The organism is Enterococcus sp. DIV1279b (genome assembly GCF_050531515.1).
In the GTDB taxonomy this organism is placed as follows: domain Bacteria; phylum Bacillota; class Bacilli; order Lactobacillales; family Enterococcaceae; genus Enterococcus_D; species Enterococcus_D casseliflavus.
Map to the genome: position 1 here is coordinate 3,295,510 of NZ_CP172891.1, position 24,491 is coordinate 3,320,000.

18 protein-coding genes, 24 tRNA genes, 1 riboswitch and 1 other annotated feature (1 of these 44 running past the window's edge) are annotated in these 24,491 nt (G+C 45.7%); of the genes, 7 read left to right on the plus strand and 35 right to left on the minus strand.

The window, feature by feature from the left end; all coding sequences use genetic code 11:
• Positions 1 to 10 precede the first annotated feature (10 nt).
• Both IGI71_RS15610 and IGI71_RS15615 read right to left on the minus strand, forming a co-directional pair.
• Positions 11 to 352 (minus strand): YlbF family regulator, encoded by a 342-nt coding sequence (locus IGI71_RS15610; protein WP_005227708.1) that lies wholly within the window; start codon positions 350 to 352, stop codon positions 11 to 13.
• A 70-nt stretch (positions 353 to 422) separates the two neighbouring features.
• Positions 423 to 2,585, minus strand: a complete 2,163-nt coding sequence (locus IGI71_RS15615; protein WP_430615901.1) for a PBP1A family penicillin-binding protein — start codon at positions 2,583 to 2,585, stop codon at positions 423 to 425.
• 191 nt (positions 2,586 to 2,776) lie between these two features.
• Here IGI71_RS15615 and IGI71_RS15620 point away from each other — a divergent pair, with 191 nt between their 5' ends.
• The gene (locus IGI71_RS15620; RefSeq protein ID WP_430615902.1) at positions 2,777 to 3,631 is read left to right on the plus strand and encodes an RluA family pseudouridine synthase; all 855 of its coding nucleotides are present in this window, start codon (positions 2,777 to 2,779) and stop codon (positions 3,629 to 3,631) included.
• 94 nt (positions 3,632 to 3,725) lie between these two features.
• Here IGI71_RS15620 and IGI71_RS15625 read toward each other — a convergent pair whose 3' ends face one another.
• The 3 genes from IGI71_RS15625 to IGI71_RS15635 form a co-directional block, all read right to left on the minus strand.
• Positions 3,726 to 4,748, minus strand: coding sequence for a M23 family metallopeptidase (locus tag IGI71_RS15625; protein WP_087628081.1), 1,023 nt, complete (start codon positions 4,746 to 4,748; stop codon positions 3,726 to 3,728).
• 196 nt (positions 4,749 to 4,944) lie between these two features.
• A complete protein-coding gene (locus tag IGI71_RS15630; protein ID WP_074934655.1) occupies positions 4,945 to 5,664 on the minus strand; it encodes a pseudouridine synthase in 720 nt (239 codons plus the stop codon).
• A 69-nt stretch (positions 5,665 to 5,733) separates the two neighbouring features.
• Positions 5,734 to 7,380 carry a putative polysaccharide biosynthesis protein gene (locus IGI71_RS15635; RefSeq protein WP_430615904.1) on the minus strand — a complete coding sequence of 549 codons (1,647 nt, stop codon included), beginning with the start codon at positions 7,378 to 7,380 and terminating at the stop codon, positions 5,734 to 5,736.
• Between the two features lie 199 nt (positions 7,381 to 7,579).
• Here IGI71_RS15635 and murE point away from each other — a divergent pair, with 199 nt between their 5' ends.
• On the plus strand, positions 7,580 to 9,100 hold the full coding sequence (gene murE / locus IGI71_RS15640) for a UDP-N-acetylmuramyl-tripeptide synthetase (protein ID WP_333718798.1): 1,521 nt from the start codon (positions 7,580 to 7,582) through the stop codon (positions 9,098 to 9,100).
• 71 nt (positions 9,101 to 9,171) lie between these two features.
• On the opposite strand, the gene IGI71_RS15645 is transcribed toward murE, so the two are convergent.
• Entirely contained in the window at positions 9,172 to 9,471 is a 300-nt protein-coding gene (locus IGI71_RS15645; RefSeq protein ID WP_005227682.1) for a DUF5960 family protein, read from the minus strand.
• 220 nt (positions 9,472 to 9,691) lie between these two features.
• Between IGI71_RS15645 and IGI71_RS15650 the strand changes: the two genes are divergently transcribed.
• Positions 9,692 to 9,922, plus strand: a complete 231-nt coding sequence (locus IGI71_RS15650) for a hypothetical protein (protein ID WP_005227680.1) — start codon at positions 9,692 to 9,694, stop codon at positions 9,920 to 9,922.
• A gap of 105 nt (positions 9,923 to 10,027) precedes the next feature.
• Here IGI71_RS15650 and leuS read toward each other — a convergent pair whose 3' ends face one another.
• Together leuS and IGI71_RS15660 are read right to left on the minus strand one after the other, a co-directional pair.
• Complete coding sequence (gene leuS, locus IGI71_RS15655; protein ID WP_333718799.1) at positions 10,028 to 12,442, minus strand: leucine--tRNA ligase; 2,415 nt, start codon at positions 12,440 to 12,442, stop codon at positions 10,028 to 10,030.
• A gap of 87 nt (positions 12,443 to 12,529) precedes the next feature.
• Positions 12,530 to 12,749 (minus strand) — a binding site (T-box leader).
• Positions 12,750 to 12,791: 42 nt separating this feature from the next.
• Positions 12,792 to 14,489, minus strand: coding sequence for a LysM peptidoglycan-binding domain-containing protein (locus IGI71_RS15660; protein ID WP_430615906.1), 1,698 nt, complete (start codon positions 14,487 to 14,489; stop codon positions 12,792 to 12,794).
• A 300-nt stretch (positions 14,490 to 14,789) separates the two neighbouring features.
• Between IGI71_RS15660 and IGI71_RS15665 the strand changes: the two genes are divergently transcribed.
• The 4 genes from IGI71_RS15665 to IGI71_RS15680 all read left to right on the plus strand — a co-directional run bounded on the left by IGI71_RS15665 (position 14,790) and on the right by IGI71_RS15680 (position 18,450).
• The gene (locus IGI71_RS15665) at positions 14,790 to 15,440 is read left to right on the plus strand and encodes a phosphatase PAP2 family protein (protein ID WP_005227675.1); all 651 of its coding nucleotides are present in this window, start codon (positions 14,790 to 14,792) and stop codon (positions 15,438 to 15,440) included.
• Between the two features lie 14 nt (positions 15,441 to 15,454).
• Positions 15,455 to 16,438: a TIGR01212 family radical SAM protein gene (locus tag IGI71_RS15670; RefSeq protein WP_375806662.1), complete on the plus strand. Its 984-nt coding sequence runs from the start codon at positions 15,455 to 15,457 to the stop codon at positions 16,436 to 16,438.
• On the plus strand, positions 16,413 to 16,991 hold the full coding sequence (locus IGI71_RS15675) for a tRNA (mnm(5)s(2)U34)-methyltransferase (RefSeq protein WP_181409220.1): 579 nt from the start codon (positions 16,413 to 16,415) through the stop codon (positions 16,989 to 16,991). The genes IGI71_RS15670 and IGI71_RS15675 overlap by 26 nt, the downstream gene beginning before the upstream one ends.
• A gap of 163 nt (positions 16,992 to 17,154) precedes the next feature.
• The gene (locus IGI71_RS15680) at positions 17,155 to 18,450 is read left to right on the plus strand and encodes an ISL3-like element ISEfa11 family transposase (protein WP_275851999.1); all 1,296 of its coding nucleotides are present in this window, start codon (positions 17,155 to 17,157) and stop codon (positions 18,448 to 18,450) included.
• 87 nt (positions 18,451 to 18,537) lie between these two features.
• Here the strand turns inward: IGI71_RS15680 and IGI71_RS15685 are convergent, their stop codons facing one another.
• The 27 genes from IGI71_RS15685 to IGI71_RS15815 form a co-directional block, all read right to left on the minus strand.
• The gene (locus tag IGI71_RS15685; protein ID WP_430615907.1) at positions 18,538 to 19,317 is read right to left on the minus strand and encodes an alpha/beta hydrolase; all 780 of its coding nucleotides are present in this window, start codon (positions 19,315 to 19,317) and stop codon (positions 18,538 to 18,540) included.
• A gap of 22 nt (positions 19,318 to 19,339) precedes the next feature.
• Entirely contained in the window at positions 19,340 to 20,797 is a 1,458-nt protein-coding gene (locus IGI71_RS15690; protein WP_016609940.1) for an MDR family MFS transporter, read from the minus strand.
• 66 nt (positions 20,798 to 20,863) lie between these two features.
• Complete coding sequence (gene metK / locus IGI71_RS15695) at positions 20,864 to 22,048, minus strand: methionine adenosyltransferase (RefSeq protein WP_005233362.1); 1,185 nt, start codon at positions 22,046 to 22,048, stop codon at positions 20,864 to 20,866.
• A riboswitch (SMK box riboswitch) is annotated at positions 22,046 to 22,127 on the minus strand. (Overlaps the previous gene by 3 nt.)
• Before the next feature lie 91 nt (positions 22,128 to 22,218).
• Positions 22,219 to 22,290: transfer RNA gene (locus tag IGI71_RS15700), tRNA-Glu, on the minus strand.
• Positions 22,291 to 22,305: 15 nt separating this feature from the next.
• Positions 22,306 to 22,379: transfer RNA gene (locus IGI71_RS15705), tRNA-Ile, on the minus strand.
• 17 nt (positions 22,380 to 22,396) lie between these two features.
• Positions 22,397 to 22,467 (minus strand) — tRNA-Gly (locus IGI71_RS15710).
• Positions 22,468 to 22,474: 7 nt separating this feature from the next.
• Positions 22,475 to 22,547, minus strand: a tRNA-Phe gene (locus tag IGI71_RS15715).
• A gap of 8 nt (positions 22,548 to 22,555) precedes the next feature.
• Positions 22,556 to 22,629: transfer RNA gene (locus tag IGI71_RS15720), tRNA-Asp, on the minus strand.
• A gap of 39 nt (positions 22,630 to 22,668) precedes the next feature.
• A tRNA-Met gene (locus IGI71_RS15725) sits at positions 22,669 to 22,742 on the minus strand.
• Positions 22,743 to 22,808: 66 nt separating this feature from the next.
• Positions 22,809 to 22,898 (minus strand) — tRNA-Ser (locus IGI71_RS15730).
• A 12-nt stretch (positions 22,899 to 22,910) separates the two neighbouring features.
• Positions 22,911 to 22,982: transfer RNA gene (locus tag IGI71_RS15735), tRNA-Glu, on the minus strand.
• 9 nt (positions 22,983 to 22,991) lie between these two features.
• Positions 22,992 to 23,079 (minus strand) — tRNA-Ser (locus tag IGI71_RS15740).
• A gap of 21 nt (positions 23,080 to 23,100) precedes the next feature.
• A tRNA-Ile gene (locus tag IGI71_RS15745) sits at positions 23,101 to 23,174 on the minus strand.
• Between the two features lie 17 nt (positions 23,175 to 23,191).
• Positions 23,192 to 23,262, minus strand: a tRNA-Gly gene (locus tag IGI71_RS15750).
• A 1-nt stretch (position 23,263) separates the two neighbouring features.
• Positions 23,264 to 23,340: transfer RNA gene (locus IGI71_RS15755), tRNA-Asp, on the minus strand.
• A 38-nt stretch (positions 23,341 to 23,378) separates the two neighbouring features.
• Positions 23,379 to 23,452 (minus strand) — tRNA-Met (locus IGI71_RS15760).
• Between the two features lie 66 nt (positions 23,453 to 23,518).
• Positions 23,519 to 23,608: transfer RNA gene (locus IGI71_RS15765), tRNA-Ser, on the minus strand.
• Positions 23,609 to 23,634: 26 nt separating this feature from the next.
• A tRNA-Ile gene (locus tag IGI71_RS15770) sits at positions 23,635 to 23,708 on the minus strand.
• Between the two features lie 13 nt (positions 23,709 to 23,721).
• Positions 23,722 to 23,795: transfer RNA gene (locus IGI71_RS15775), tRNA-Met, on the minus strand.
• A 28-nt stretch (positions 23,796 to 23,823) separates the two neighbouring features.
• Positions 23,824 to 23,896 (minus strand) — tRNA-Ala (locus IGI71_RS15780).
• 13 nt (positions 23,897 to 23,909) lie between these two features.
• Positions 23,910 to 23,983 (minus strand) — tRNA-Pro (locus IGI71_RS15785).
• 11 nt (positions 23,984 to 23,994) lie between these two features.
• Positions 23,995 to 24,068 (minus strand) — tRNA-Arg (locus IGI71_RS15790).
• An 11-nt stretch (positions 24,069 to 24,079) separates the two neighbouring features.
• A tRNA-Leu gene (locus tag IGI71_RS15795) sits at positions 24,080 to 24,165 on the minus strand.
• Positions 24,166 to 24,183: 18 nt separating this feature from the next.
• Positions 24,184 to 24,255: transfer RNA gene (locus IGI71_RS15800), tRNA-Gly, on the minus strand.
• A gap of 10 nt (positions 24,256 to 24,265) precedes the next feature.
• Positions 24,266 to 24,338 (minus strand) — tRNA-Thr (locus IGI71_RS15805).
• Positions 24,339 to 24,345: 7 nt separating this feature from the next.
• Positions 24,346 to 24,427, minus strand: a tRNA-Leu gene (locus IGI71_RS15810).
• 14 nt (positions 24,428 to 24,441) lie between these two features.
• Positions 24,442 to 24,491, minus strand: a tRNA-Lys gene (locus IGI71_RS15815) (it continues 23 nt past the right edge of the window).

Consider the following 24,491-nt stretch of genomic DNA (forward strand, 5'->3'; position numbering starts at 1 on the left):
TGGTTGGCGATTACGCTTCGTATAGATCTCTTACAGGACCCATGATGATGCGGTTCAAGTCATTGGCTACTAAGCTGAAGGCTTGCTCTTTTTGCATCAAGTCAGAAACAATGCCGTCTTGTTGAATTTTTTGCGATAATTCTTGGGCTTTTTGCGCTTCTTCTTCTGTCATTTCTTCGCCAGCCATCATTTTTTGTTGCAGGCTTTGTTGCAACTCTTGAAACTCTTTGAATAACGCATACGCTTCTTCATTTGCTTTCAAGCGGTCGAAAGAACCTTTCAAATCTTGAAACTGTTCTGACTCGCGTAATTCACGTTCTAATTGGTTTGCTGTATCATAAATATTTGCCATTTTGACGCCTCCTCTTTTTTTCTAGTATACCATTCTTCTCAGGTTCTAGACTAGCAGTTGCCTAATTCCTTTAATTTCCGCTTATGGAATTCCATAAGCCGCCAAACAGTTCTTTCGTTCCTTCTTTGATCTTGCTGCCGAATTCCTTCATGCCTTCTTTGGCGCTTTCGGCAAAGTCATCGATGGTTTCCTGCCAATCATTGCCATTTTGTGACGTACTGCTCTCAGGATCTGGTACTTCATCGGCTGCCATCAATTTTCCACCTGTCCAATAAGCGTCTGCAACTTGGAATTGGGTGCCTTGACTATAAGGCAGTAAGCTTTCGGCCTCTGCTTTGAATATTTTCCCAACGACTTGCCCACTGGTTCCTGTTAAGTAATGATCTTCACTCACATGCTCAAATCCTAACCAAGTTGAAAGAACCATATCAGGAGTATAGCCGACGATCCATTGGTCATTGACCTTAGAAGCATCAAAGTTGGTCTCTGTCGTACCCGTCTTACCGGCGATCGTAAAGCCGTACGGACTGGCACTAACACCCGTCCCGTTAGAGAAGGTGCCGAGCATCATGCTCGTCATTTTATCAGCGGTCTCTTTAGAAATCACCCGTTTGCCTTGCACAGACGTATTGTCAACGATCACGGCACCAGTTGAATCAACGATTTTGGTGATCAAATGCGGTTTGTAGTAATACCCGTCATTTGCGAAAACGCCATACGCTGCTGCCATCGTCATGGGTGATTCCCCTTTTTCCAAACCACCTAAGGCTAAGCCATAATATTTGTCGGATTCGGTCAAGGAAAGTCCAAACTCTTGTGCTTTGCTGTACCCACGATCTAAGCCGATCTCATGCAACAGCCAAACTGCTGGCAGATTCAGGCTTTGGGCGAGGGCTTGATACATGACTGCTTCGCCAGCATAGGTCCCATCAAAGTTTTGAGCATCATAAAAATCGAGGGGCTCGTCTTTCAGGATACTGTCGGGTTCAAACCCAGCTTCTAGGGCAGGGGCGAAGACGCTGATCGGTTTGATCGTGGAGCCTGGTGAACGTTTCATTTGCGTGGCAAAATTAAAGCCTCTAAAGACGTGCTCGCCACGACGACCCACCACCGCTTGCACCCCACCGGTATTCGGATCAAGTGCGACAGAGCCTGATTGCACCATCGTGCCATCAGCGGCATTTTCAGGGAACAAGGCATCGTTTTTATAGGCAGCTTCCATTTGCGCTTGGTAGTTTTGATCCAGTGCTGTATAGATCTTGTAGCCGCGATTCATGACATCATCGGCGTCCAACCCATAGGATTCGGCTTCATCGATGACCGCATCGAAATAATAAGGATACTTATAGCCAGATTCTGAATTGCCAAATCCATCATACAGTAAATTAGCTAAGGCAACTTGTGATTCTTGGTCAGCAACGGACTGGTCCAACTTGCCGTTATCCACCATCAAACTCAAGACGGTATCGCGACGGTTCGTGGCGTTTTCCAGATTGTCGATCGGGTTATAGATCGAAGGACCTTTGAGCATCCCCACCAACGTCGCAGCTTCTCCCACGCTTAGTTCAGAAGCATTGACACCGAAATATTTTAGCGAGGCATCTTGAATGCCCCAAACCCCGTTACCAAAATAGGAACTGTTCAAATACATTTCCAAAATCTCATCTTTAGAATATTTCTTCTCGATCTCGATCGCTAAGAAAAGCTCCTTGGCTTTTCGACTAAAGGTTTGATCCAAGGACAGATAGGCATTTTTGGCAAGCTGCTGGGTGATGGTACTTCCCCCACCGCCTTCGGCACTGCGGTTGACCAGCATGCGCAGGGCTGCTCGAGCGATCCCCTTGATATCAAACCCGTGATGATTATAGAAGTTGCGGTCTTCGGTTGAGATCAAGGCGTTGACCACATCACTGGAAATGGCATCAAGAGAAACGTACGTGCCTTTTTGCGAGTACAACTGCCCTGCTTCATCGCCATTGGCATCAAAAATCACCGTCGATTCTTTCAGACCTGACTCTAATTCACTGACTTTCGTATTTTTGGCGATATAAAACAAATACCCGCTCATGATTAAGATAGCAACTAAACTAAGTAAAATAAAAATTTTATTTACGTGGTATTTTTTCCAAACCCGCTTGCGCCATTGATGAAATTGCTGCAAATACGGTTTTAACCAGCGCCAAAAGGTCAGCCAACCGGTCTTTATTTTGTGAAGGATGTGTTTCCAATCCATTACTTCACGCTCCTTTGGTTAAGTGTAGCATAAATGACTTTCTTTGTTATACGGCTCTAGACGTAATTTCATTCGAAAAGAATGCTTTATTATTCTAGCATTGAATGCTCTGTTTTTTATTGTTTTTTTTATAAGAAAAGCTTAAAGATGCTATAATAGTCGGTAGCGAACAGCAAAGAAAGGACGTTTTTATGGAATACACCATGACTTTACCCAAAAATCACCCGCCCATGCCGCTTCGCGATTTGTTAGAACGGGAGTGGCTCGTCCCACGAAAAGTGCGCCATTTTCTGCGCACACGGAAAAATGTAATCGTCAATCAGCAGCCCGCGATGTTTCATCAAGAAGTTCGTGGCGGCGATCAAATCACTTTGATCATTGAAGACAGTGATTACAGCTATCAGCCGATCCAGTTAGGCCAAGCAGACAAAGTCGACGTACTTTTTGAAGATGAGCACTTATTGGTGCTGAACAAGCCTGCGGGGGTCAAGACGCACCCCAATCAGCCATTAGAAGCAGATACCCTATTGAATGATGCAGCTGCTTACTTTGCGCCGAAACAGCAGCAGCCTTATGTGGTCCATCGTCTAGACAAAGAAACCAGCGGTGTCGTTTTATTCGCAAAAAATCCTTTGGTGTTGCCGATCTTGGGTCGAATGTTGGAAAACAAACAGATTTTCCGCCGCTATCAAGCCAGAGTTTGGGGCAAACTTACGCAAGATCAAACGATCGCCAAAAAAATCGGTCGTGACCGTCACGATCGTCGCAAGCGGATCATTGACCCCCGCAACGGTCAGTCAGCCGTCACCCATGTAACCATCGCCCACACCCAACAAAAGACGACCGATGTGTATTGTGTGTTAGATACGGGGAGGACCCACCAAATTCGCGTCCACCTTGCCAGTATCGGTCATCCAGTCGTCGGTGACCCGCTTTACCAAAACAAACCAGCGCCGCGTTTGCTGCTGCATGGCTATGAATTGCATCTGGAGCATCCCTTTACCAAAGAACAGTTAGTGATCATCGCTCAACCGGGCTTGTGGTAAACAAAAAAAGCATGACGACTTGAGGAACCCCTCTTGTCAGTCATGCTTTTTGGTTTCAGATGTTTTTTTCAATGTTTCTACTCGGTGCTTCGGCTTATAGCGGTAAGTAAGCTGCTGGATCAACGAAATCTGACCACAACGTCTTACTCAATCCAAAGTGCAAATGGACGCCAGTCGAGTTTCCAGTCGTCCCCATCGTACCGACTTGCTCGCCGACTGCAACGGTTGCCCCCTTCGAGACACTGATAGCTGTTAAGTGAAAATAATACGAGTAAAAGCCGTTATCATGAGCCAAAATCACGTAATTCCCCGTGCTTGGACCATAACCAGCATCTTCTACCTGACCATCACGAGCGGCGACGATCTTCTCCCCCGCTTGACCTGTAAAGTCGATCCCATCATGCTGCGTCCCAGAAAAACCAGTTGGGTCAGCTCGAGTACCAAAACCGCTGGAGATCGACACGGCGCCCGTGATTGGCAGTGAAAATTCACTGGCTGCTGCTTTCTCTGCTGCTTCTTTGGCTTTTTGTTTTGCTTCTTCAGCGGCTTTTGCTTCTTTGTCCACTTTTTCTTGCAAGTCTTGTACTTGCGCTTGCGTTTGCTGCAGCTGCTCTTGTTGGCTCTGCAATTCTTCTTTTGCTGTTGCTAGTTGCTCTTTACTATGTACTAATTGGGCTTGCGTCAAGGTTTGGTACGAAGTGATTCGTTGCTGTTGGGCTTCTTTTTCCGCCAATTGTTGGTTCACTTCCCGTAAAGCCGCTTGTTGTTCACTAAACTTGCGTAGTTGTTGGATCGTGGCTTGTGGTCCGTCGACTACCAGGCTGCTTGGCGCTTGGCTTTCTTGATGCTGGGCTTTTTGGTCATTCAGAGCAGCGATCTGCGTTTGAACTTCCTGGCTTTCTTGTGCTAATTGGGTTAATTCTTCCTGATAATCCGCTAATTGACTTTCCAGCGCTGTGACTTTCTGTTGGCTAGTGGTGACTTCCTCTTCATACGTGGCAAGTTCTGCAGTCAAAACCGTCAGTTCCTCGGTGCTCTTCGTTTCAGCAGCATAACTGACAGCTGGCTGGAAAAGCGGCAACGTAAGGGCGAGCAATAAAAAAATCTTTTTCTTCAATGAGGCAACTCCTTCTTTTTTTTAGTAGCTTGGCTACTTTAACATGCTTATTCATGAAAAAAAAGAGGGTTTTTCCAACAGTTTAAAGTCTATTGTTGCAAATTTTCATGTAAATTACCTATAAAACGGGCTTTTTTTACAAATATTGCAGCAGAATAACAACTTTTATAAGAATTTCTTTAGCTCGCCAATCGCCTTATCCTCGCTCTTGCAGCTTCGCCAATTCCTCAGACGTTAATTCCCGATACTCGCCTAATGCCAAATCATCTGGCAAGGACAGGCCTCCCATGCGAATCCGTTTCAAATAAACGACTTCTTTTCCTACTGCATGGACCATCCGTTTGACTTGATGAAACTTGCCTTCATGGAGGATCAGTTTGATCTCGCTGCGCATTTCGTCTTCATCGACGTTGAGGATCTGCAGCTCAGCCGGCAAAGTCCACTCGCCGTCTAATTTGATGCCTTTGGCAAAGATTTTTTGATCCTCCGCTGTCATGATTCCCTCAACTTGGGCATAATATTCTTTTTCCACATGCTTTTTAGGCGACAATAATTGATGCGCCAATCCGCCATCGTTCGTAATCAGCAAAAAGCCTTCGGTGTCTTTATCCAACCGTCCTACTGGAAACAGATCTTCGCGAAATGCTTCTTCAGAAAACAAATCTAAGACCGTCTCTTCATAGGAATCGACGGTTGCCGAAATCACGCCGGCGGGTTTATTCAGCAAATAATAAAACTGGCTTTGATAAACAATGGGTTCCCCCTCAAAACAAACGGTATCTTGTGTTTCTTGTACTTGTGCTTTGTCACTTTTGATGACTTGTCCATTGACGGTCACGAGCCCTTTTTTGATCAACTGTTTCACTTCTTTGCGGGAGCCATAGCCCATATCCGCTAAAAATTTGTCTAAACGCATCGGTTTCTTCCTTTCATATAAAACAGCCGCCAAGGTCTCACAAAGGAGGCTCAGCGGCTGCTTCTAGTTTTATTTGATGTGTAATTTCTGGCGTAAACGAACCATTGATGAGCCGAGTAATTTTTCAGCTAAACGCAATTTCAGCGCAATGTAGATGTATACACTGCCGCCGACTCCAGCTACTAGCAAGCTCAAGATAAAGGCTTGGACTTTTCTTTCAGAGCTCAAGACAAGCCCAAAGAGTTGGCGAGCGATCAACGCTGCGATCACCATAATGATCGTCATCGCGCCAATCAATAATGTCCGTCGCAACGTTAAGTTTACATTGAAATGGCCTTTGCGAATCATTTTGCGAATATTTAACCAGCAGACGATCCATAAGGCAATCGTGGTAGAAACCAATGGACCGTAGACTTGGAACAAACGAATCGCTGGATACTGCAAGATCACTTTCACCAGTAATCCTACAAAGAAGAAAACAACCGCTTCTTTGTTGTGGTACATCCCTTGCAGCATACTCGAACTAAGCATAAACAAGCCCAAGACCAGACCAGACAGACAGGCAGCGACTAAGACGCTCGCCCCTAACGCATCTGGACGATAAAACAAGGTGTATAGGGGATAAGACAGTACGATCATCCCAAAGGTCGCTGGAAACATTACAAAGGAATACAATTGCAAGTTGTTGCTGATCAATTTGGCTAAGTTCTTTTTGTCTTTTTTGGCGACTGCTTCACTGATCAAAGGCAGGCCCGTTGAAGCCATGGAAGTAGCTAATCCGATAACCACCATCGTCAACTTATCAGGATTGCTACCGAAAATCGCCATTAATTCTAAGAGCTGATCATTTGAAAATTCGGTAAAACTGCTCATCATTCGAACAAAGGTGTACTGATCCACCAATTTTAAAATCGTGATCCCAGAACCAACGATAATAAAAGGGATCGCTTCTTTGATGGTCGCTAAAACCAATTCTTTGGTTTGCAGCACGGTTTCTTCTTTGCTCATATCGACTAAGACATCCATCCGCACCCGTTGCTTTTGGAAGTAATAGCCTAAAACCAAAATACTGGCTAAGACACCGATAAAGGCGGCAAAAGTCGATTGCGTCACGGCTGCCGTGTACTCGCCTTCGATGACCCGCATAATGATAAAGGTCGCCAAAAGCATATAACAGACACGTGCAATTTGTTCCACCACTTGCGAGATCGCAAAAGGTTTCATGTCTTGGTTTCCTTGGAAATACCCTCGCATGACACTCATACAAGGAAAGACCAATAGTGCAATGCTCAATGAGCGCATTGCAGGAATCAATTCTTCCCCGCCACCTGAAGCCGTTGCCAACCATGGGGCTGCCAAATACATGATGCCGGCGGTCACCACGCCAAAGCCTGCCATCAATTGGAAGGCTCTTAAAAAGAGCTTCTGGCTCGTGCGGTATTCTTGGCGAGAATTATAAAAAGAAATCTGTTTGGCAATTGCCGATGGGATCCCCGCAGTGGAGATCATTAAAAATAAGGCGTAAACATTATAGCCCATTCCAAATAACGCATTTGCTTTATCCGCATTTGCGCCCATCCAATAATACCAGGGTAAAATGTAAATGGCGCCAAGCAAGCGTGAGCCGATATTTCCCATCGTCATCCAAGCAGATCCTTGAGCCATTTTTTCTTGTGTAGTTAATTCTTTTGACACTGAACGCATGTGATTATCCATCGCCATTATCTCCAACTTTCTACAAACATATCCCTTCTATTTTAATTCGAAAAAGGGTTGGTCGCAATCTATTTTTGCAACATCTTAAAGTTTCTTCAAAATAAGGAGAAAAAAAAGAAAACTTTTCCCTCCCAAACGGCGGTTTTTAGGAGTTATGCTATAATAAGAGAAATCTTTAGAGGAATGAAGGAGAACAACGATGCAAAAGGAACTCATTACCGTGCCACAGATCCGCAAGCTCTTATTGCAGGAAAACCTATTGAAAGAAATCATCACCCCCACTGATTGGGTTTATACCGTGCCGCAAGAAATGACTGATCTTGCCTTTACCTCATTAAGCTACGACTCGCGAACAGCCGATGCGGCGACGCTTTTTTTCTGTAAAGGGGCTTCTTTTAAAGAAAGCTACCTGGCTGCCGCCATTGACCAAGGGATTCAGTGCTACATTTCAGAAACGCCCTATGACAACTTTGCAACTTATGGAATCATCGTCACCGACATTCGAGAAACGATGGCAGTGATCGCTCAAGCGTTTTATGGCAACCCGCAAGAACAGTTGGTGACCATCGGCATCACGGGAACAAAAGGCAAAACCAGCTGCGCCTATTTTGCTCGGGCGATTTTAGCAGAATCGACGGGTCAAAAAGTAGCATTCTTTTCATCTGAGGAAAACTCAGTCGACGGAAAAACCTTTAATGAAGCAGTGTTGACGACCCCCGAAACACTGGATCTTTATAAGATGATGGCCGAGGCTGTCGCAAACGGCATGACCCATCTTGTGATGGAGGTTTCTTCCCAAGCCTATAAAACCAAACGGGTCGCCGGTATTACCTTTGATATTGGCGCGTTCTTGAATATTTCGCCTGATCACATTGGACCAGTGGAACATCCAACTTATGATGATTACCTTTACTGCAAACGGGAACTGATCCGCAACAGCAAACAGATGATTTTGAATCGCCAAAGCGATCACTACCACTTGCTGCGAGAAACTTGTGAAGTCCATCAAGTTCCTTATATCACCTACGGACGTTCAGACGCCGATTATGTCGTCCAAGAAGGGACAGATCTAAAAGGCTTTGCGCTGTCAGCTGCTTCTGATGTCTTGCAAGTCTCTGGTGAATATCAACTGGGGATCTTAGGTTCTTTCAACCATGAGAACGCCGCAGCGGCGATTTTAGCTGCCTGCTTAGCGGGTGCCTCTCGTGAGGACGCTCAGAAAGTCCTGCCGACAGTGATCATCCCTGGACGAATGATCGTTTTAGAAAAAGAAAATGGCGCAGTCATGATCGTTGACTATGCCCACAATTACCTTAGCTTCCAATCATTAAGTGAACTTGCCCGCCAATTGCGCCCAGAAGGCCGCCTGCTTTTTGTCACTGGCAGTGCTGGCGGCAAAGCCCAATCTCGCCGAGCAGATATGGGACGAGCGCTAGGAGAATATGCGGACAAAGTCTACCTGACCAGCGATGATCCTGATTTTGAAGAAGCATCCTCAATCGCAAAAGAAATCGCAGCTGCGATCACCAATCCTGAAGTTGCCATCATTCATGAGATGGATCGGGCTCAAGCCGTCAAATCAGCGATTGCTGAAGCAGACAGTAAGGATATCGTGATTATTGCGGGCAAAGGCGCCGAACAATACTTGAAAGTCGCTGGAAAAAAAGTCCCTTACATCGGTGACTTGACCTTAGCGCAGCAGCAAGCCAAACACCAATAGCAACAAGTTGCCTCAACAAAAAAACTTTCAGATGATTTAACAGATCATCTGAAAGCTTTTTTTCTGCGTGACTAAGGTTGTTCGTCTTCGTAAGTCTCATAGACATAGGGTGCGCCATCATAACGGAATTCTGTTGAAATGGCGGCGTCAAGGTCTTCGGTAAACATTCGTTTGCTGAAAGGAAACAAAAAGACTTGCCCTTCTTTGGCATCTTCGGCTGCTAAACGGTAAAACAGCTCTTCTTCTGTTAATTGTTGATTCAACTGTTCCAAGACATCGGCAGTGACTGCCTCTTCCTCATAGCCAGGTTTGGCAATCCGTGCATAATCTTCAAAAAAAGCCGACTGGCCTTCAAATGATTGATACTCCATGTAAGTCCCCTCTTTCTTTTCTCTTACTTTATTATACGAGAGTCCGTGAGGATCAGCGAATAATATGATCGGTCTACAGGGGAATTTTTACTCTTCTGGTGCTTAAATATGTCAGAAACATTTCAAGTGTATTACGAATCAATTATTTGACAAAATCAGATTGAACACGCATCCAAATTTTGTATAATGATACATAGAGACTATAAAAGGGGCAAATGTAATGAACAACGCAAAGAAAAAAATTTTCGTCGGTACTGGTGCTGCAATTGGTTTTGTCGCAATCGTTGCTATGATGGCTCAGTTCATGATTTCCAATCATCTATTTGGCGGAAGTGATGCTTCATCAGAAATTTTCACTCGCGCTACGTATCCAAACGGCTTTCTACTAGTGATCTTGATTCCATTGGTCGCAACAGCCGCTTTGTTCTATGGGATCATTCGCAAAAAATAACAAAAAAGTGTTGCTGAGAACTACTCAGTAACACTTTTTTTCTTTGTCGTCACCAAAAAGCTGCCTAACAGACCCTCGATCTGCTAGGCAGCTATTTTTTAGCGTTTAGTTTGCAACGATATTGACCAATTTGTTCGGTACGACGATCACTTTACGGATCGTTTTTCCTTGGAGCTGTTCTTGGACAAGTTCGTTTTCTTGCGCCAATTGTTCAAGCACTGCTTTTTCGGCATCCGCTGGCACCATTGCTTTAGCCCGAACTTTGCCGTTGACTTGAAAGACGACTTCGATCTCGTCTTCTACTAGGGCACTTTCGTCATAGGTTGGCCATGGCACATAAGAGATCCCATTGTCATTCCCGAGGATCGACCATAGCTCTTCCCCGATATGCGGTGCGATCGGAGCCAATAGCTGCACAAATCCTTCGACATATTCGTAAGGCAAGGCATCGGCTTTGTACGCTTCATTGACAAAGACCATCAATTGGGAAATCGCCGTATTGAAGTGCAGCTGCTCAAAATCTTCCGTCACTTTCTTAACGGTTTGATGGTAAACTTTCGACAATTTGCCATCGTTGAATGTCGTGATGCGGTCACGCATTTTGCCATTTTCATCGACGATCAAGCGCCACACACGATCCAAGAATTTACGACTGCCTTCAAGGCCATTCTCATTCCAAGCGATCGATGCATCCAATGGTCCCATAAACATTTCATATAGACGCAAAGTATCCGCACCGTATTGATTGATGACATCATCTGGATTGACGACGTTGCCGCGGGATTTTGACATTTTTTCATTGTTTTCCCCAAGGATCATCCCTTGGTTGAACAATTTTTCAAATGGTTCTTTCGTTGGCACGACACCGATATCATACAAGAATTTATGCCAGAAGCGAGCATAAAGCAAGTGCAAGACAGCGTGCTCTGCGCCACCGATATAAATATCGACTGGCATCCAGCGTTGCAATTTGTCGTAGTCTGCCAAAACAGACTTATTATGAGGATCGATAAAGCGCAAGAAATACCAGGAGCTTCCAGCCCATTGCGGCATCGTATTGGTTTCACGACGTCCTTTTTTCCCAGTTTCAGGGTCGGTGACATTGACCCAATCTGTGACATTGGCTAATGGCGATTCACCAGTACCGCTTGGTTTGATATTGTCGGTTTTTGGCAAACGCAACGGCAGCTGATCTTCAGGAAGCGTCGTAGTCGTCCCATCTTCCCAATGGATGATTGGGATTGGCTCTCCCCAATACCGTTGGCGAGAGAACAACCAATCGCGAAGACGATAGCTGACTTCTTTTTTCCCAACGTGGTTTTCTTCCAACCATGCGACCATTTTTTCGATGGCTGTCTCTTTGTCTAGCCCATCCAAAAAGTCTGAATTGATATGCAGTCCATCTTCGGTATAGGCAGCTTCTTCCACGTTGCCCCCTGCCAATACAGGAATGATCTCTAAGCCAAATGTTTTGGCAAATTCGTGGTCACGTTCGTCATGGGCAGGAACCGCCATGATCGCACCTGTTCCATAAGAAGCCAAAACATAATCGGCGATCCAAATCGGGATCTCTTTACCATTCACGGGATTGATGGCATAGGCACCTGTGAAGACACCAGTTTTTTCTTTGGCCAAATCTGTTCGGTTCAAATCAGATTTTTTCGACGCTTCTTCTACATAGGCATCAATGGCTGCTTTTTGTTCTGGTGTAGTGATTTGGGCCACTAGCTCATGTTCTGGTGCCAATACGGCGTAGGTCGCACCAAACAAGGTATCTGGGCGAGTCGTAAAGACGGTAAAGTCTTTTTCCATCCCTGCCACTTTAAACGTAACGTTGGCTCCGACAGAACGTCCGATCCAATTGCGTTGCATTTCTTTGATGCTTTCTGGCCAATCAACTTCTTCTAAATCGTCCAACAAACGATCAGCATACGCCGTGATTTTCAGCATCCATTGGCGCATCGGTTTGCGGATCACATCGTAGCCGCCCCGTTCGCTTTTGCCGTCAATGACTTCTTCATTGGCGATCACGGTCCCAAGCTCTGGTACCCAGTTTACTGGAACTTCGGCTTCATAAGCTAACCCTTTTTCATAAAGCTTGGTAAAGATCCATTGCGTCCACTTGTAGTACTCGGGATCTGTCGTATTGATTTCACGATTCCAGTCATAGCTGAACCCTAGCGCATTGATTTGACGGCGGAAGGTCTCAATATTTTTCTTCGTGAATTCCGCTGGATCATTTCCTGTGTCTAGTGCATATTGTTCGGCAGGCAGACCAAAGGCATCCCAGCCCATTGGGTGCAGTACATTGTAGCCTTGGCTGCGTTTGAAGCGGCTCAAGATATCCGTAGCCGTATAGCCTTCTGGATGTCCGACATGTAATCCTTGTCCGGATGGATATGGGAACATATCTAGCGCATAAAATTTTGGTTTGTCCGGCTCATCATGGGTGTTGAACTCATTTTTCTTTGCCCAATATTTTTGCCATTTTTTTTCGATTTCTTTGTGATTGTAATTCACGATGGACTCCTCCTAAAAAATTGGTGTTTTGCTCGTCAAATCAACCAGCAAAACTTAAAAAAAGTCCTATAAAAATCGCTATGATTTTTATAGGACGTTATCAACGTGGTACCACCTAAGTTTATCTGCTCCTCAAAAAAGCAGACCTCGATGTTTTAACGGCCATCGCCGTATCTGCCTAGCCAAATCAGGTTCAGTCAGATATCACTCGAAGACGAGTTCGAAAGGTGTGCTGTGCATTTCCACCAACCATGCACTCTCTAAAAGTCCCACCGTACTTCTACTATTCCTTCTCAAACGTGAAAGTTTCTTTGCACTTATCCTAACAAAAATCATTAGGAATAGCAATCTATTTTACCCTAACTGTTTGTCCTGGGTAAATAAAGTTATTTTGAATATTGTTCCATTGGATAAATTGATCCGTCGTGATGCCGAACTTATCTGCGATCCCCCAAACAGAATCCCCCGATGCGACCTTGTAGGTACCATTTGTCGCTGAAGTGCTGGTAGTAGCTGCCGTGCCGCCTTGCTTGACGACCACCTTTTGTCCTGGATAGATAAAATCATTTTTGATGTTGTTCCAGCTGCGGAATAGGTCCATCGAAATACCGTGTTTATTGGCAACTGACCAGACTGAATCACCAGAAGCCACCGTATAGGTGTTGCCTGCAGCACTGCTGCTGGTTTGGCTGCTGACGGTCGTGCTCGTCGTTGTACTTGTACGGGTAGAACTACCGCTGACAACCACCTTTTGACCTGGATAAACATAGTCGTTTTTAATATTGTTCAAGCTGCGGAACTGATCCATCGAGATGCCATGCTTGTTAGCGATCGACCAGACTGAATCGCCAGCTGCCACCGTGTAGGTGCCGCCACTGCTTTGGCTAGCCGTTGATGCTGTGCTGACGGTCGTAGTACTGCTGGTATTCGTAGACGAACCACCGCTAACGACAACTTTTTGCCCTGGATAGACAAAATCATTTTTGATGTTGTTCAAACTGCGAAATTGATCCATCGAAATGCCATGCTTATTGGCGATCGACCAAACGGAATCACCAGAAACTACGGTGTAGGTATTGCCTGATGTAGTTGCTGAAGCATTGCGATTGACGATCGATACCGTTGAAGTTGCCGAAGTACTTTGGGCGCTGCCGTTGACTTTCAAGGTTTGTCCTGGATAAACAAAATCGTTTTTGATATTGTTCAAACTGCGCAACTGATCCATGGAGATGCCATGTTTGTTGGCGATCGACCAGACTGAGTCCCCCGAAGTGACTGTATAGGTTTGACTGCCGCTCGTGCTGACAGCTGATGTCGTGGTCGTCGTACTCGTTGAAGCACTGGCTGTGGCGCCTCCACCGGCATTGCCAGAAGCTGGCGTGTCATATTTCGTTAACCCAAATTGCTGGATCACGGCATTCAGTGAAGAGGCATAGTTTGGTGCAGTCGCATAACGGCCTGCTAGCCATGCGGTTGCATCAAGATATGAAGTCGTATTGCTTTTCCAAGCGCCAGAATAATACGCGACACCGCTTTGTAAAGAAGTTGAGCGTAAAGTACGTGCGTTATCTTCAAATGATTGCGTGTAAGATGGGTAACGCTTAAAGGGTTCATTCATAGTCAACCATTGGTTGTTCAAATATTCTAAGGTACTCATATAAACGGTTTGACCGTTATAGCTGCCTTTGATTCCGAAAAGATTGTAATTCGGTGCTTTTGATAAGCTGCTTCGGCCCCAACCACTTTCTAAAATGGCTTGCGCGATCATCACAGAAGCATATAGATCGTTGGCGTTTGCCACAGGTTGGGCGTACGTAGCGATTTCAGCAATAAACGCGGAAGTATTCGGCGCGGCAAAATTGCTAGTAGAAACTTGGGCGATCGAGGTCTCTACGGCTTCTGCTTGAACCGATGACACCAATGGAGCTACAACAGAGCAAGCAGTCAGTGTTGTTCCTAAAACAACTGCACTTTTTTTGATCACTCGATACTTATCGCCCGATTGGTCTGCTTGACGATGTACTTTTCTTGATTGACTCGTGTTCATGTCCGTTATTCCTCCGTTTTTTCCTTATAGTGAACGTAGGTTTAGTATACAATTTCTTAAGAATTTATAAAAGGTATTTGAGCCGATTTCAGAAACTGTAAACTCTTTGTAATCAAACGAACATTTATTGCAATGAAGCAATTGGCCTGCTCCCGATAAACGTATCGCTTGCTCAGACGAGTAACCCCTTGCTCGTTCCCTGCTTTTTCCGACTTGTGATAAATGCTATAATACCTTCTAGATGTCTCTTTGACTTAATGACAATAATTGACAGAAATTCTCTAGAAACGAGGCTTATCCATGCATAAAAAACTTTATTTTCAATTTGCGGGCAGTTGCTTTTTACTGCTGTTCGTTTTTCTCGGCTATGTCGTGAAATTTTACCCTACTTGGTTGGTCTCCTTTGACGAAACCTTGACTCGCATCATCCGCAGCGGCTACCCGTTTTGGACACCGTTTTTTCTATGGGTCACAAAATTTGCGAATCCTACCACGATCATCTTGCTCTTTCTCGCTGTTTTAGCTGTCTTAGTGATCAACAAGTATTATGCTGAAGCTATATGGCTCAGTATTGGTACCATCGGGATTGCTGGGCTCTTTAATCCATTGATCAAACTGGTCTTTTTACGGGAGCGCCCAACTCTTGAACACTTAGTCACGGAATCAAGTTTCAGTTTCCCCAGTGGACACTCGACGGGCAGTATGATTTTTTATGGAACCTTGCTCTTCTTGGTCCCAGTTTTCTTCAAGCAGCCTTTTTGGCAATGGGGTATCCGCCTTTTGCTGGGCCTTTTGATTGGCTGCATCGGCATCAGCCGTATTTATGTTGGTGTGCATTTCCCCAGTGATGTGTTAGGCGGTTTTTGTGTCGGCCTGTCTTGGCTGCTGTTGACCTATCCGTACTACTTGCAAAAACGCTTTGTCTGGCGCTTCACGCGTAAACAATTATAAAAGAAGGTAAAAAAATGAATCCATTTCCTTATGCAGAAGATAAAAACAAACGATACCATTCGTGGAACTTTGCTTTGCGGCAAGAATTTGGCGAAAAAATCTTTAAAGTCCCCATCGATGCGGGCTTCGACTGCCCCAATCGTGACGGCACCGTTGCCAAAGGCGGCTGTACATTTTGCAGTGTGTCCGGTTCTGGCGATATGATCGTAGCTCCTGAAGCCCCACTGCCAGAGCAGTTTGAAAAAGAGATCGCCATGATGCACAAAAAGTGGCCGCAAGTGGACAAATACATTGTCTATTTTCAAAACTTTACGAACACCCACGCACCGGTGGCATTGATCCGCGAACGCTTCGAGCAAGTGCTGACACTACCTGGTGTTGTTGGGATCTCCATCGGGACCCGACCAGACTGCTTACCAGAAGATGTCGTTGACTATCTAGCAGAGCTCAATCAACGCTTTTATTTATGGGTCGAATTAGGACTGCAAACGACGTTTGAAACCACGAGCAATGCCATCAACCGCGCCCATGATTATCAAACTTACTTAGACGGCGTCGCCAGCCTGCGCAAACACAATATTCGTGTCTGTACCCATTTGATCAATGGCCTGCCAGGCGAGACGATCGAGATGATGCAAGAAAATGTCCGCCGCACCATTCAAGATTCTGATATCCAAGGCATCAAACTGCACCTGCTGCATTTGATGCGCAATACTCGGATGCTGCGGGATTATCATGAAGGACGTTTGCAATTGATGCGGCGCGATACCTATGTGTCATTGATCTGCGATCAGTTAGAAATGATCCCCCCAGAGATCATCATTCATCGCTTGACAGGCGATGCACCATGGGATTCTCTGGTAGGTCCCATGTGGAGTTTGAAAAAATGGGAAGTCTTGAATGAGATCGATCAAGAAATGCTGCGCCGCAACTCCTATCAAGGGAAATTCAATGTGCGAAAGGAGCCTGTCAATGCTGCCGACCGCCATGCGCTATAGCCACACCCTTTTAAAAGAAGTTCTGCAGCCGGGACAAACCGCCGTTGATGCCACGATGGGCAACGGCTTTGACACGGAATTACTGGCTTCCTTAGTTGGCCCAACTGGTCAGGTGTTTGCGTTTGATATTCAAGAACAAGCCCTGCAAGCTACCAAAAAGCGGTTGGCTGAAAAAGAGCTGTTGGCGCAAGTCCAGCTGATCCATCAAGGCCATGAGACGCTGGCAGATGTTGTGAGTGGTCCGGTTCATGCCGCCATTTTCAATTTAGGCTACTTGCCGAAAGGGGACAAAGCGATCATCACGCTGCCTGATACAACGAAAACGGCTTTAGAAGCTTTACTGACACGTTTAGCCCCGAAAGGTAGAATCATCCTCGTCTGCTATTATGGACACGCTGGCGGCGAAGCAGAGCTGAAAGAAGTACATTCCTTTTGTCAGCAGCTGCCGCAAGAGGCATTCAATGTCCTTTCCTATCAATTTATCAATCAGCGCAACCACCCGCCGATCTTATTTTGTATCGAACGAAAAAACCATCAGTCCTCGGCACGTTAAGGTGTCGATCGACTGATGGTTTTTTTAGGCTCTATAATTTATGGGACTGATGAATCAGAATTGATTCTTCAGCCCCATTTTCATTTTAGGTATTAAAAAACATATCGTTCTCTAGTATGATTAAATCACCACAAAATAAACAACTGAGAGGACGATATGCTATATGAATGATTCTATCAAAAAAATGCTGAGAATAATAGAGAAAGATTTGATGATTACAGAGGTCTCTTACGAGACCCTTCAGAAGAAAAAGACGTTGGTCGTCGATGCTGTTCTCTCGCCTACTCCTCGTGCTTGTAGAAGTTGTGGTTCTACTGTGGTAGATGGAAACGGGAAAGCAATTATAGTGAAAAATGGGAAGAAGGAAACGATTGTCCGTTTTGAACAATACAATCATATGCCTTTGATTATGCGCCTAAAAAAGCAGCGCTATACCTGTAAAAACTGTCGCACCCATTGGACTGCTCAAAGTTATTTTGTCCAACCCAGACATTCAATCGCAAATCATGTTAGATATAAAATTGCTTCTTTACTGACTGAAAAAGTATCTTTATCTTTTATTGCGAAAAGCTGTCAGGTATCTTTGACCACCGTTATTCGTACATTGAAAGAGTTTAAAAGCTATTTACCAAAGCAATCTAAGAAGATTCTCCCAAGAGTATTGATGGTTGATGAATTTCGTTCGCATGCTTCCATAGAAGATAAAATGAGCTTTATTTGCGCAGATGGCGAAACAGGAAAACTAATAGATGTTTTGCCTACGCGTAAATTACCCCGATTAACAAGTTATTTTTTAGGTTGTACCAATCCGGAAGAAGTAGAATTCTTGGTGACAGACATGAACGCCGCCTACTTCCAGCTCACCAAACGTGTTCTGCCAAATGCGAAAGTAGTGATTGATCGGTTTCATATTGTCAAACACATGAATCAAGCGTTCAATGAGTTGCGTATCCGTGAAATGAATGAACTTCGTAAAGCCGGACAGAAAAGCCAGGCAGAAAAACTGAAAAAGAACTGGCGCTTTTTGCTAAAAAATCGTGCAAACATCAACCATTATGAATACAAAACATGGAAAAGTTTCCGAGCACCAAAATACCCATTTCTTACTGAAGCAATGATGATTGATCGATTGCTTGAGTTTTCTCCGCCCCTAAAGGAGGCGTATCCCTTTTTTCATGAATTAGTTGAAGCCTTTCGAGACAAAGACCCTGACTTATTTTTCTCCTTATTGGCAGAACTTCCCGAAACGTTAGATGACAGCTTTCGGGAAAAGCTTCAAAACCTTCTTACTCATGAAGAAGGCATCACCAACGCAATGATCTATCCTTATTCCAATGGAAAAATAGAAGCGAAGAATACCCACATAAAGACAATGAAACGAGTATCCTACGGATTTAAATCATTCGAGAACATGAGAATTAGAATCTTTTTGATCAATCAATTAATCAATGTAAGATAACAAAAAATCTGAGCCAGAATGTGGTTCATTCTGACCCAGATTTGATTTTGCACAACTCATCAGTCCTTATTGACAAAGAGCCTTTTTTTATTCACTAAAAAGCCATTGCAGGACTCGTTGGATCCATTGATCCCAGAAATTCCAATCATGATCCCCAGTTCCCGATTCAAACGTTACGGCTAGTTTGCGTTTTTGCAGCTTATCCACCGCATATTCACTTGCCGGATACAGCTGATCCTCGGTTCCGCAGCTAATAAAAAAGTGCGGCGCTGTGCTTGGATCGATGGTCTCAATCAGATGGATCAAATCATTTTCTGACCCTTTGAATTGCTCTAATGGTCCAAAAATTCCTTCCCAATAAGCTTGGCTTCGCAGCTGCAGCAAGGAATCCATGCTTTCAGCCAGCGCTAATGCCCCAGACAAAGACGCTACCGCCGCAAACTGGTCAGGCTTTCTCAGCCCGAGTTTTACTGCCCCGTAGCCCCCCATCGAAAGCCCAGCCGCAAAAGTTTTTTCTCGTTTTTGCGTCAGCTGAGGAAACAGCTCATGGCAAATCTGTGGTAATTCTTCGGCGATAAAAGTCCAATACTTCATCTCATAGGTCGTATCGGTATACCAACCCAGATCAGTAGACGGCATGATGACCGCTAGTTGATACTCTGCGGCATACCGCTCGATCGACGTCCGTCGCTGCCAGACACTATGATTTCCGTTCATCCCATGCAACAAATAAAGCACCGGGAGATCTGTGCCCGTCGATTGGCTTTGCGTGCCGATTTTTTTCTTGGTACTTTGAGGCAAGATCACATCGATCATTACCTCCATTTCAAGAACATTTGAATAGATATTTGCTTGTAAAAAAGCCATACAATCACCTGCGATCCTTTTTTTATATTGTACCAGATTCTCGCGAAATCGTGCGGGTCAAACCAATCGCTAGCACAATAAGTAGAACACCGATCCCAAAAACCCAGTGTAGACCGCTATAAAGAATCTCCCGTAATTGCCCTAATAATGCGGTTGGCAGCTGGCGCGCAGCGGCTGGATCTACTAGCTGGTTCATGACACTGCTATCATTGACTTGTGCCTGTGCTAAGCCTACGCTATTACTGGTGTTTAAAACGATACCGAAGACCGCTACCATGATGGTTTGCCCGATCGTTCGCAACAGGGTATTGAAAGAAGTCGCCACGCCGACTTGTGTGGGACCAACGCTGGTTTGGGCAGTAACCGTACAAACCACCATCGTTGCCCCTAACCCGACGCCAGTAATAGAAGAAATGACTAAGAACAACCAGAATGACGTCTGTGCAGGTGTCAAAAACAGCCACAAAGCACCGGTAGCCGTGATCAACAAGCTAACCGTCAAGACCCAGCTGACACTGTGCTGTGTCAACCAACGGCTGGCTAAGAAGGAACCAATCATCCATAAAATCGACAACGGTGCCAACACAAGCCCGCCAATCCCCGCACTCATGCCTAAGACCCCTTGCATCCACATTGGGATATAAACATCGATCCCCATCAAGAAGCCGCTAGCCAAAGCTGCTACGATATTGACCACCACAAATAATTTTGAATGAAACAGCTTCAGATCAATAATCGGATCTGCTGCTTTTTTCTCCACCCGAACGAAGCCGATGAACATAAGGACAGAAAAAACGAACAGACTGAGGACAGGCAGACTCACACCATAATCTCCCAGCAACTGGAAGCCTAGCAGGAGCCCTACTAGCGTCAACATCAACAAGAGACTGCCTGCATAATCAATGTTGACTGCAGCAAAGGCCTTCTTTTCTTCATGAAAATAAAACCAAATCAAGGCAATCAGCCCTAATCCAATGGGTACGTTGATAAAAAAGATCCAATGCCACCCGATCGTATCTACGATCAAGCCACCGGCTAAGGGACCAACGACACTGGCGATCCCCCAAGCCGTACTATTGAGCCCTAAGACTTTCGCCCGCTTTTCAACGGGATACAGGTCCGCAATGATCGTTAGGGCAACGGGCATCATGGCCCCTGCGCCTAATCCTTGCAACGCTCTGGCAATGATCAACGTCAACATCGTGTTGGCCATCCCACAAAACGCCGACCCGATAATAAACAGCAACGTCCCAAATAAAAAGACTGGTTTGCGGCCGATATTATCGGCAAACTTGCCGTAGATCGGGGTCAACATCGCACTGGTCAAAAGATAGATCGAGAAGACCCAGTTCATGATCTCGATCCCTTTCAATGAACTGACGATGGTAGGCATCGCTGTCGTAATGATCGTTCCTTCGATCGCGGTCATAAACGTTGCGACAAAGACCGCAATGGTGACTAATTTTACATTGGTTCGCATATAACTCCTCCTTTTACTCCAAAAAAAAGAACCTCTATTGATGGTCATCAATAGAGGTCGCCTCTTTTAATCCTTCACACTTGCCAAAAGTGCCGCCACCTTGTCGGTGCGTTCCCATGGCAAATCGATATCTGTACGACCGAAATGTCCGTAAGCGGCAGTCTGACGATAAATCGGACGGCGCAAATCTAACATTTCAATAATTCCTGCTGGTCGCAAATCAAAGTTTTCCCGTACCGCTTGGATCAAGCGCTCGTTGCTGACGGTTCCTGTACCAAAAGTGTTGATGCTGATCGAAACGGGCTGTGCCACACCGATCGCATAGGCTAATTGTACTTCCACTTTTTTGGCTAGCTTTGCTGCTACGATGTTTTTGGCAATGTAGCGAGCCGCATAGCTGGCTGAACGGTCAACTTTGGTTGCGTCTTTTCCAGAAAACGCACCGCCACCATGACGTGCATAGCCGCCATAAGTATCAACGATGATTTTTCTGCCAGTCAAACCGGCATCCCCTTGAGGACCGCCGATCACAAAACGACCAGTAGGATTGATATAATATTTTGTCTGCTCGTCTAAAAGATCGGCAGGGATCACTTCTTTGATCACTTTTTCGATGACATCACGGTGGATCGTTTCATTATCAGCCGCATCATCATGCTGGGTACTAATAACGACGGTGTCCACTCTTTGTGGTTGATCGTTATCATCATATTCAACGGTTACTTGTGATTTTGCATCTGGACGCAAGTAGCTTAGTTCGTTGTTTTTCCGCAACTCTGCTAAGCGACGTACCAGCCGATGGCTCAAGGCGATTGGTAAAGGCATTAATTCAGGTGTTTCATCAACGGCAAAACCAAACATCAAGCCTTGGTCACCAGCACCGATGTCTTCTTTATCCGTTTCTCCACGACTTTCTAAAGCATCGTCGACCCCTTGAGCGATATCTGGTGATTGCTCATCGATCGCTACCAAAACAGCAACCGTATCGCCGTCAAAGCCGAATTTTGCTCGTGTATAGCCGATTTCTTTGATGGTTTCTCGGACGACTTTTTGAATATCTACATAAGCAGAAGTAGAAATTTCTCCAAAGACTAAAACCAATCCGGTAGTAACTGACGTTTCGCAAGCGACCCGTGCCATTGGATCTTCGGCAAGCAACGCATCTAAGATGGCATCACTGATTTGGTCGGCTACTTTGTCTGGGTGTCCTTCTGAAACGGACTCTGATGTAAATAAGTGTTTCTCTGTCATTTTTGTATTCCCCCTAATATATGTTTCGGTTACAAGGCATCTTCGCAGCTGCGAATCCTTTCGGGAACTTGCAACGGACTGATTATAACAAATTTTGACTGCTCATGCTTGAGAAAATGATAAAAAGATCGTTTTTGGGCAATAAAAAAACACTCTCAAGAGTGTTTGCATGATCCGTACGGGATTCGAACCCGTGTTACCGCCGTGAAAGGGCGGTGTCTTAACCGCTTGACCAACGGACCAGTTTAAAAATGTAATGGGCCTAAATGGACTCGAACCATCGACCTCACGCTTATCAGGCGTGCGCTCTAACCAGCTGAGCTATAGGCCCCAAATAAAAAAATGCAAAGCGGGTGACGAGAATCGAACTCGCGACAACAGCTTGGAAGGCTGTAGTTTTACCACTAAACTACACCCGCATTCCTATGGCGCGGGACAGAATCGAACTGCCGACACATGGAGCTTCAATCCATTGCTCTACCAACTGAGCTACCGAGCCAAAAACAACGGTCTGGACGGGACTCGAACCCGCGACCTCCTGCGTGACAGGCAGGCATTCTAACCAACTGAACTACCAAACCAGAAGCTTTGTATTGCTGCTTTGCCGTTAAACAAAGCAATTGCGGGAGCAGGATTTGAACCTACGACCTTCGGGTTATGAGCCCGACGAGCTACCAGACTGCTCCATCCCGCGATAAGTAATTACTTTAAAGTAATTAAAGGACTGTAATTCTTTTGCTCGCAACAAAAGAAACAGTTAAGGAGGATAAGGGATTCGAACCCTTGCACGGTTTTACCCGCCTGACGGTTTTCAAGACCGTTCCCTTCAGCCGGACTTGGGTAATCCTCCAAAAGTAACAAATGATCCGTACGGGATTCGAACCCGTGTTACCGCCGTGAAAGGGCGGTGTCTTAACCACTTGACCAACGGACCAATAAAAAACGGAGAAGGAGGGATTTGAACCCTCGCGCCGGTTTCCCGACCTACACCCTTAGCAGGGGCGCCTCTTCAGCCACTTGAGTACTTCCCCAAATGTATGACTACATTTTGATGGGCCTAAATGGACTCGAACCATCGACCTCACGCTTATCAGGCGTGCGCTCTAACCAGCTGAGCTATAGGCCCCAAAAAATAAAAGCTAAAGCGGGTGACGAGAATCGAACTCGCGACAACAGCTTGGAAGGCTGTGGTTTTACCACTAAACTACACCCGCATGGCGGTCTGGACGGGACTCGAACCCGCGACCTCCTGCGTGACAGGCAGGCATTCTAACCAACTGAACTACCAAACCATATTTAGCTTTTATTGCGCTTTTGAAAACAAAAGCAATTGCGGGAGCAGGATTTGAACCTACGACCTTCGGGTTATGAGCCCGACGAGCTACCAGACTGCTCCATCCCGCGATAAGTAATTACTTTACAGTAATTAAAGGACTGTGATTCTTTTGCTCGCAACAAAAGAGACAGTTAAGGAGGATAAGGGATTCGAACCCTTGCACGGTTTTACCCGCCTGACGGTTTTCAAGACCGTTCCCTTCAGCCGGACTTGGGTAATCCTCCATAATAAAACAGATACAATGCCACAATGGACCTTGTAGGACTCGAACCTACGACCGGACGGTTATGAGCCGTCTGCTCTAACCAACTGAGCTAAAGGTCCAGGCTCTTAAAAATCGCGGCGGAGGGGATCGAACCCCCGACCTCCCGGGTATGAACCGGACGCTCTAGCCAGCTGAGCTACACCGCGTAAAAAAGAATCATTTATTCAAATGATATGGAGCCTAGCGGGATCGAACCGCTGACCTCCTGCGTGCAAAGCAGGCGCTCTCCCAGCTGAGCTAAGGCCCCTTTTGAAAAAGTATCGGGAAGACAGGATTCGAACCTGCGACCCCTTGGTCCCAAACCAAGTGCTCTACCAAGCTGAGCTACTTCCCGTTATTAAAAAGCGCGCCCAAGAGGAGTCGAACCCCTAACCTTTTGATCCGTAGTCAAACACTCTATCCAATTGAGCTATGGGCGCATATTAAGAAATGCCGAGGACCGGAATCGAACCGGTACGGTGATCACTCACCGCAGGATTTTAAGTCCTGTGCGTCTGCCAGTTCCGCCACCCCGGCTGAAAATTGCTAAGGCAAAGCGGAAAACGGGGTTCGAACCCGCGACCCCCACCTTGGCAAGGTGGTGCTCTACCACTGAGCTATTTCCGCATATTCCTGATGCCGGCTAAAGGACTTGAACCCTCGACCCTCTGATTACAAATCAGATGCTCTACCAACTGAGCTAAGCCGGCAATGAAGTGCGGGTGAAGGGACTTGAACCCCCACGCCCGAAGGCGCTAGATCCTAAATCTAGTGCGTCTGCCAATTCCGCCACACCCGCATAGGTTATTACTATGAGTCGTACAGGGCTCGAACCTGTGACCCTCTGATTAAAAGTCAGATGC

Coding starts and splice junctions, on each gene's coding strand:
- IGI71_RS15610 (WP_005227708.1), bottom strand. CDS start 352: ATGGCAAATATTTATGATACAGCAAACCAATTAGAACGTGAATTACGC.
- IGI71_RS15615 (WP_430615901.1), bottom strand. CDS start 2,585: ATGGATTGGAAACACATCCTTCACAAAATAAAGACCGGTTGGCTGACC.
- IGI71_RS15620 (WP_430615902.1), top strand. CDS start 2,777: ATGGAATACACCATGACTTTACCCAAAAATCACCCGCCCATGCCGCTT.
- IGI71_RS15630 (WP_074934655.1), bottom strand. CDS start 5,664: ATGCGTTTAGACAAATTTTTAGCGGATATGGGCTATGGCTCCCGCAAA.
- IGI71_RS15635 (WP_430615904.1), bottom strand. CDS start 7,380: ATGGATAATCACATGCGTTCAGTGTCAAAAGAATTAACTACACAAGAA.
- murE (WP_333718798.1), top strand. CDS start 7,580: ATGCAAAAGGAACTCATTACCGTGCCACAGATCCGCAAGCTCTTATTG.
- IGI71_RS15645 (WP_005227682.1), bottom strand. CDS start 9,471: ATGGAGTATCAATCATTTGAAGGCCAGTCGGCTTTTTTTGAAGATTAT.
- IGI71_RS15650 (WP_005227680.1), top strand. CDS start 9,692: ATGAACAACGCAAAGAAAAAAATTTTCGTCGGTACTGGTGCTGCAATT.
- IGI71_RS15660 (WP_430615906.1), bottom strand. CDS start 14,489: ATGAACACGAGTCAATCAAGAAAAGTACATCGTCAAGCAGACCAATCG.
- IGI71_RS15665 (WP_005227675.1), top strand. CDS start 14,790: ATGCATAAAAAACTTTATTTTCAATTTGCGGGCAGTTGCTTTTTACTG.
- IGI71_RS15670 (WP_375806662.1), top strand. CDS start 15,455: ATGAATCCATTTCCTTATGCAGAAGATAAAAACAAACGATACCATTCG.
- IGI71_RS15675 (WP_181409220.1), top strand. CDS start 16,413: ATGCTGCCGACCGCCATGCGCTATAGCCACACCCTTTTAAAAGAAGTT.
- IGI71_RS15680 (WP_275851999.1), top strand. CDS start 17,155: ATGAATGATTCTATCAAAAAAATGCTGAGAATAATAGAGAAAGATTTG.
- IGI71_RS15685 (WP_430615907.1), bottom strand. CDS start 19,317: ATGGCTTTTTTACAAGCAAATATCTATTCAAATGTTCTTGAAATGGAG.
- IGI71_RS15690 (WP_016609940.1), bottom strand. CDS start 20,797: ATGCGAACCAATGTAAAATTAGTCACCATTGCGGTCTTTGTCGCAACG.
- metK (WP_005233362.1), bottom strand. CDS start 22,048: ATGACAGAGAAACACTTATTTACATCAGAGTCCGTTTCAGAAGGACAC.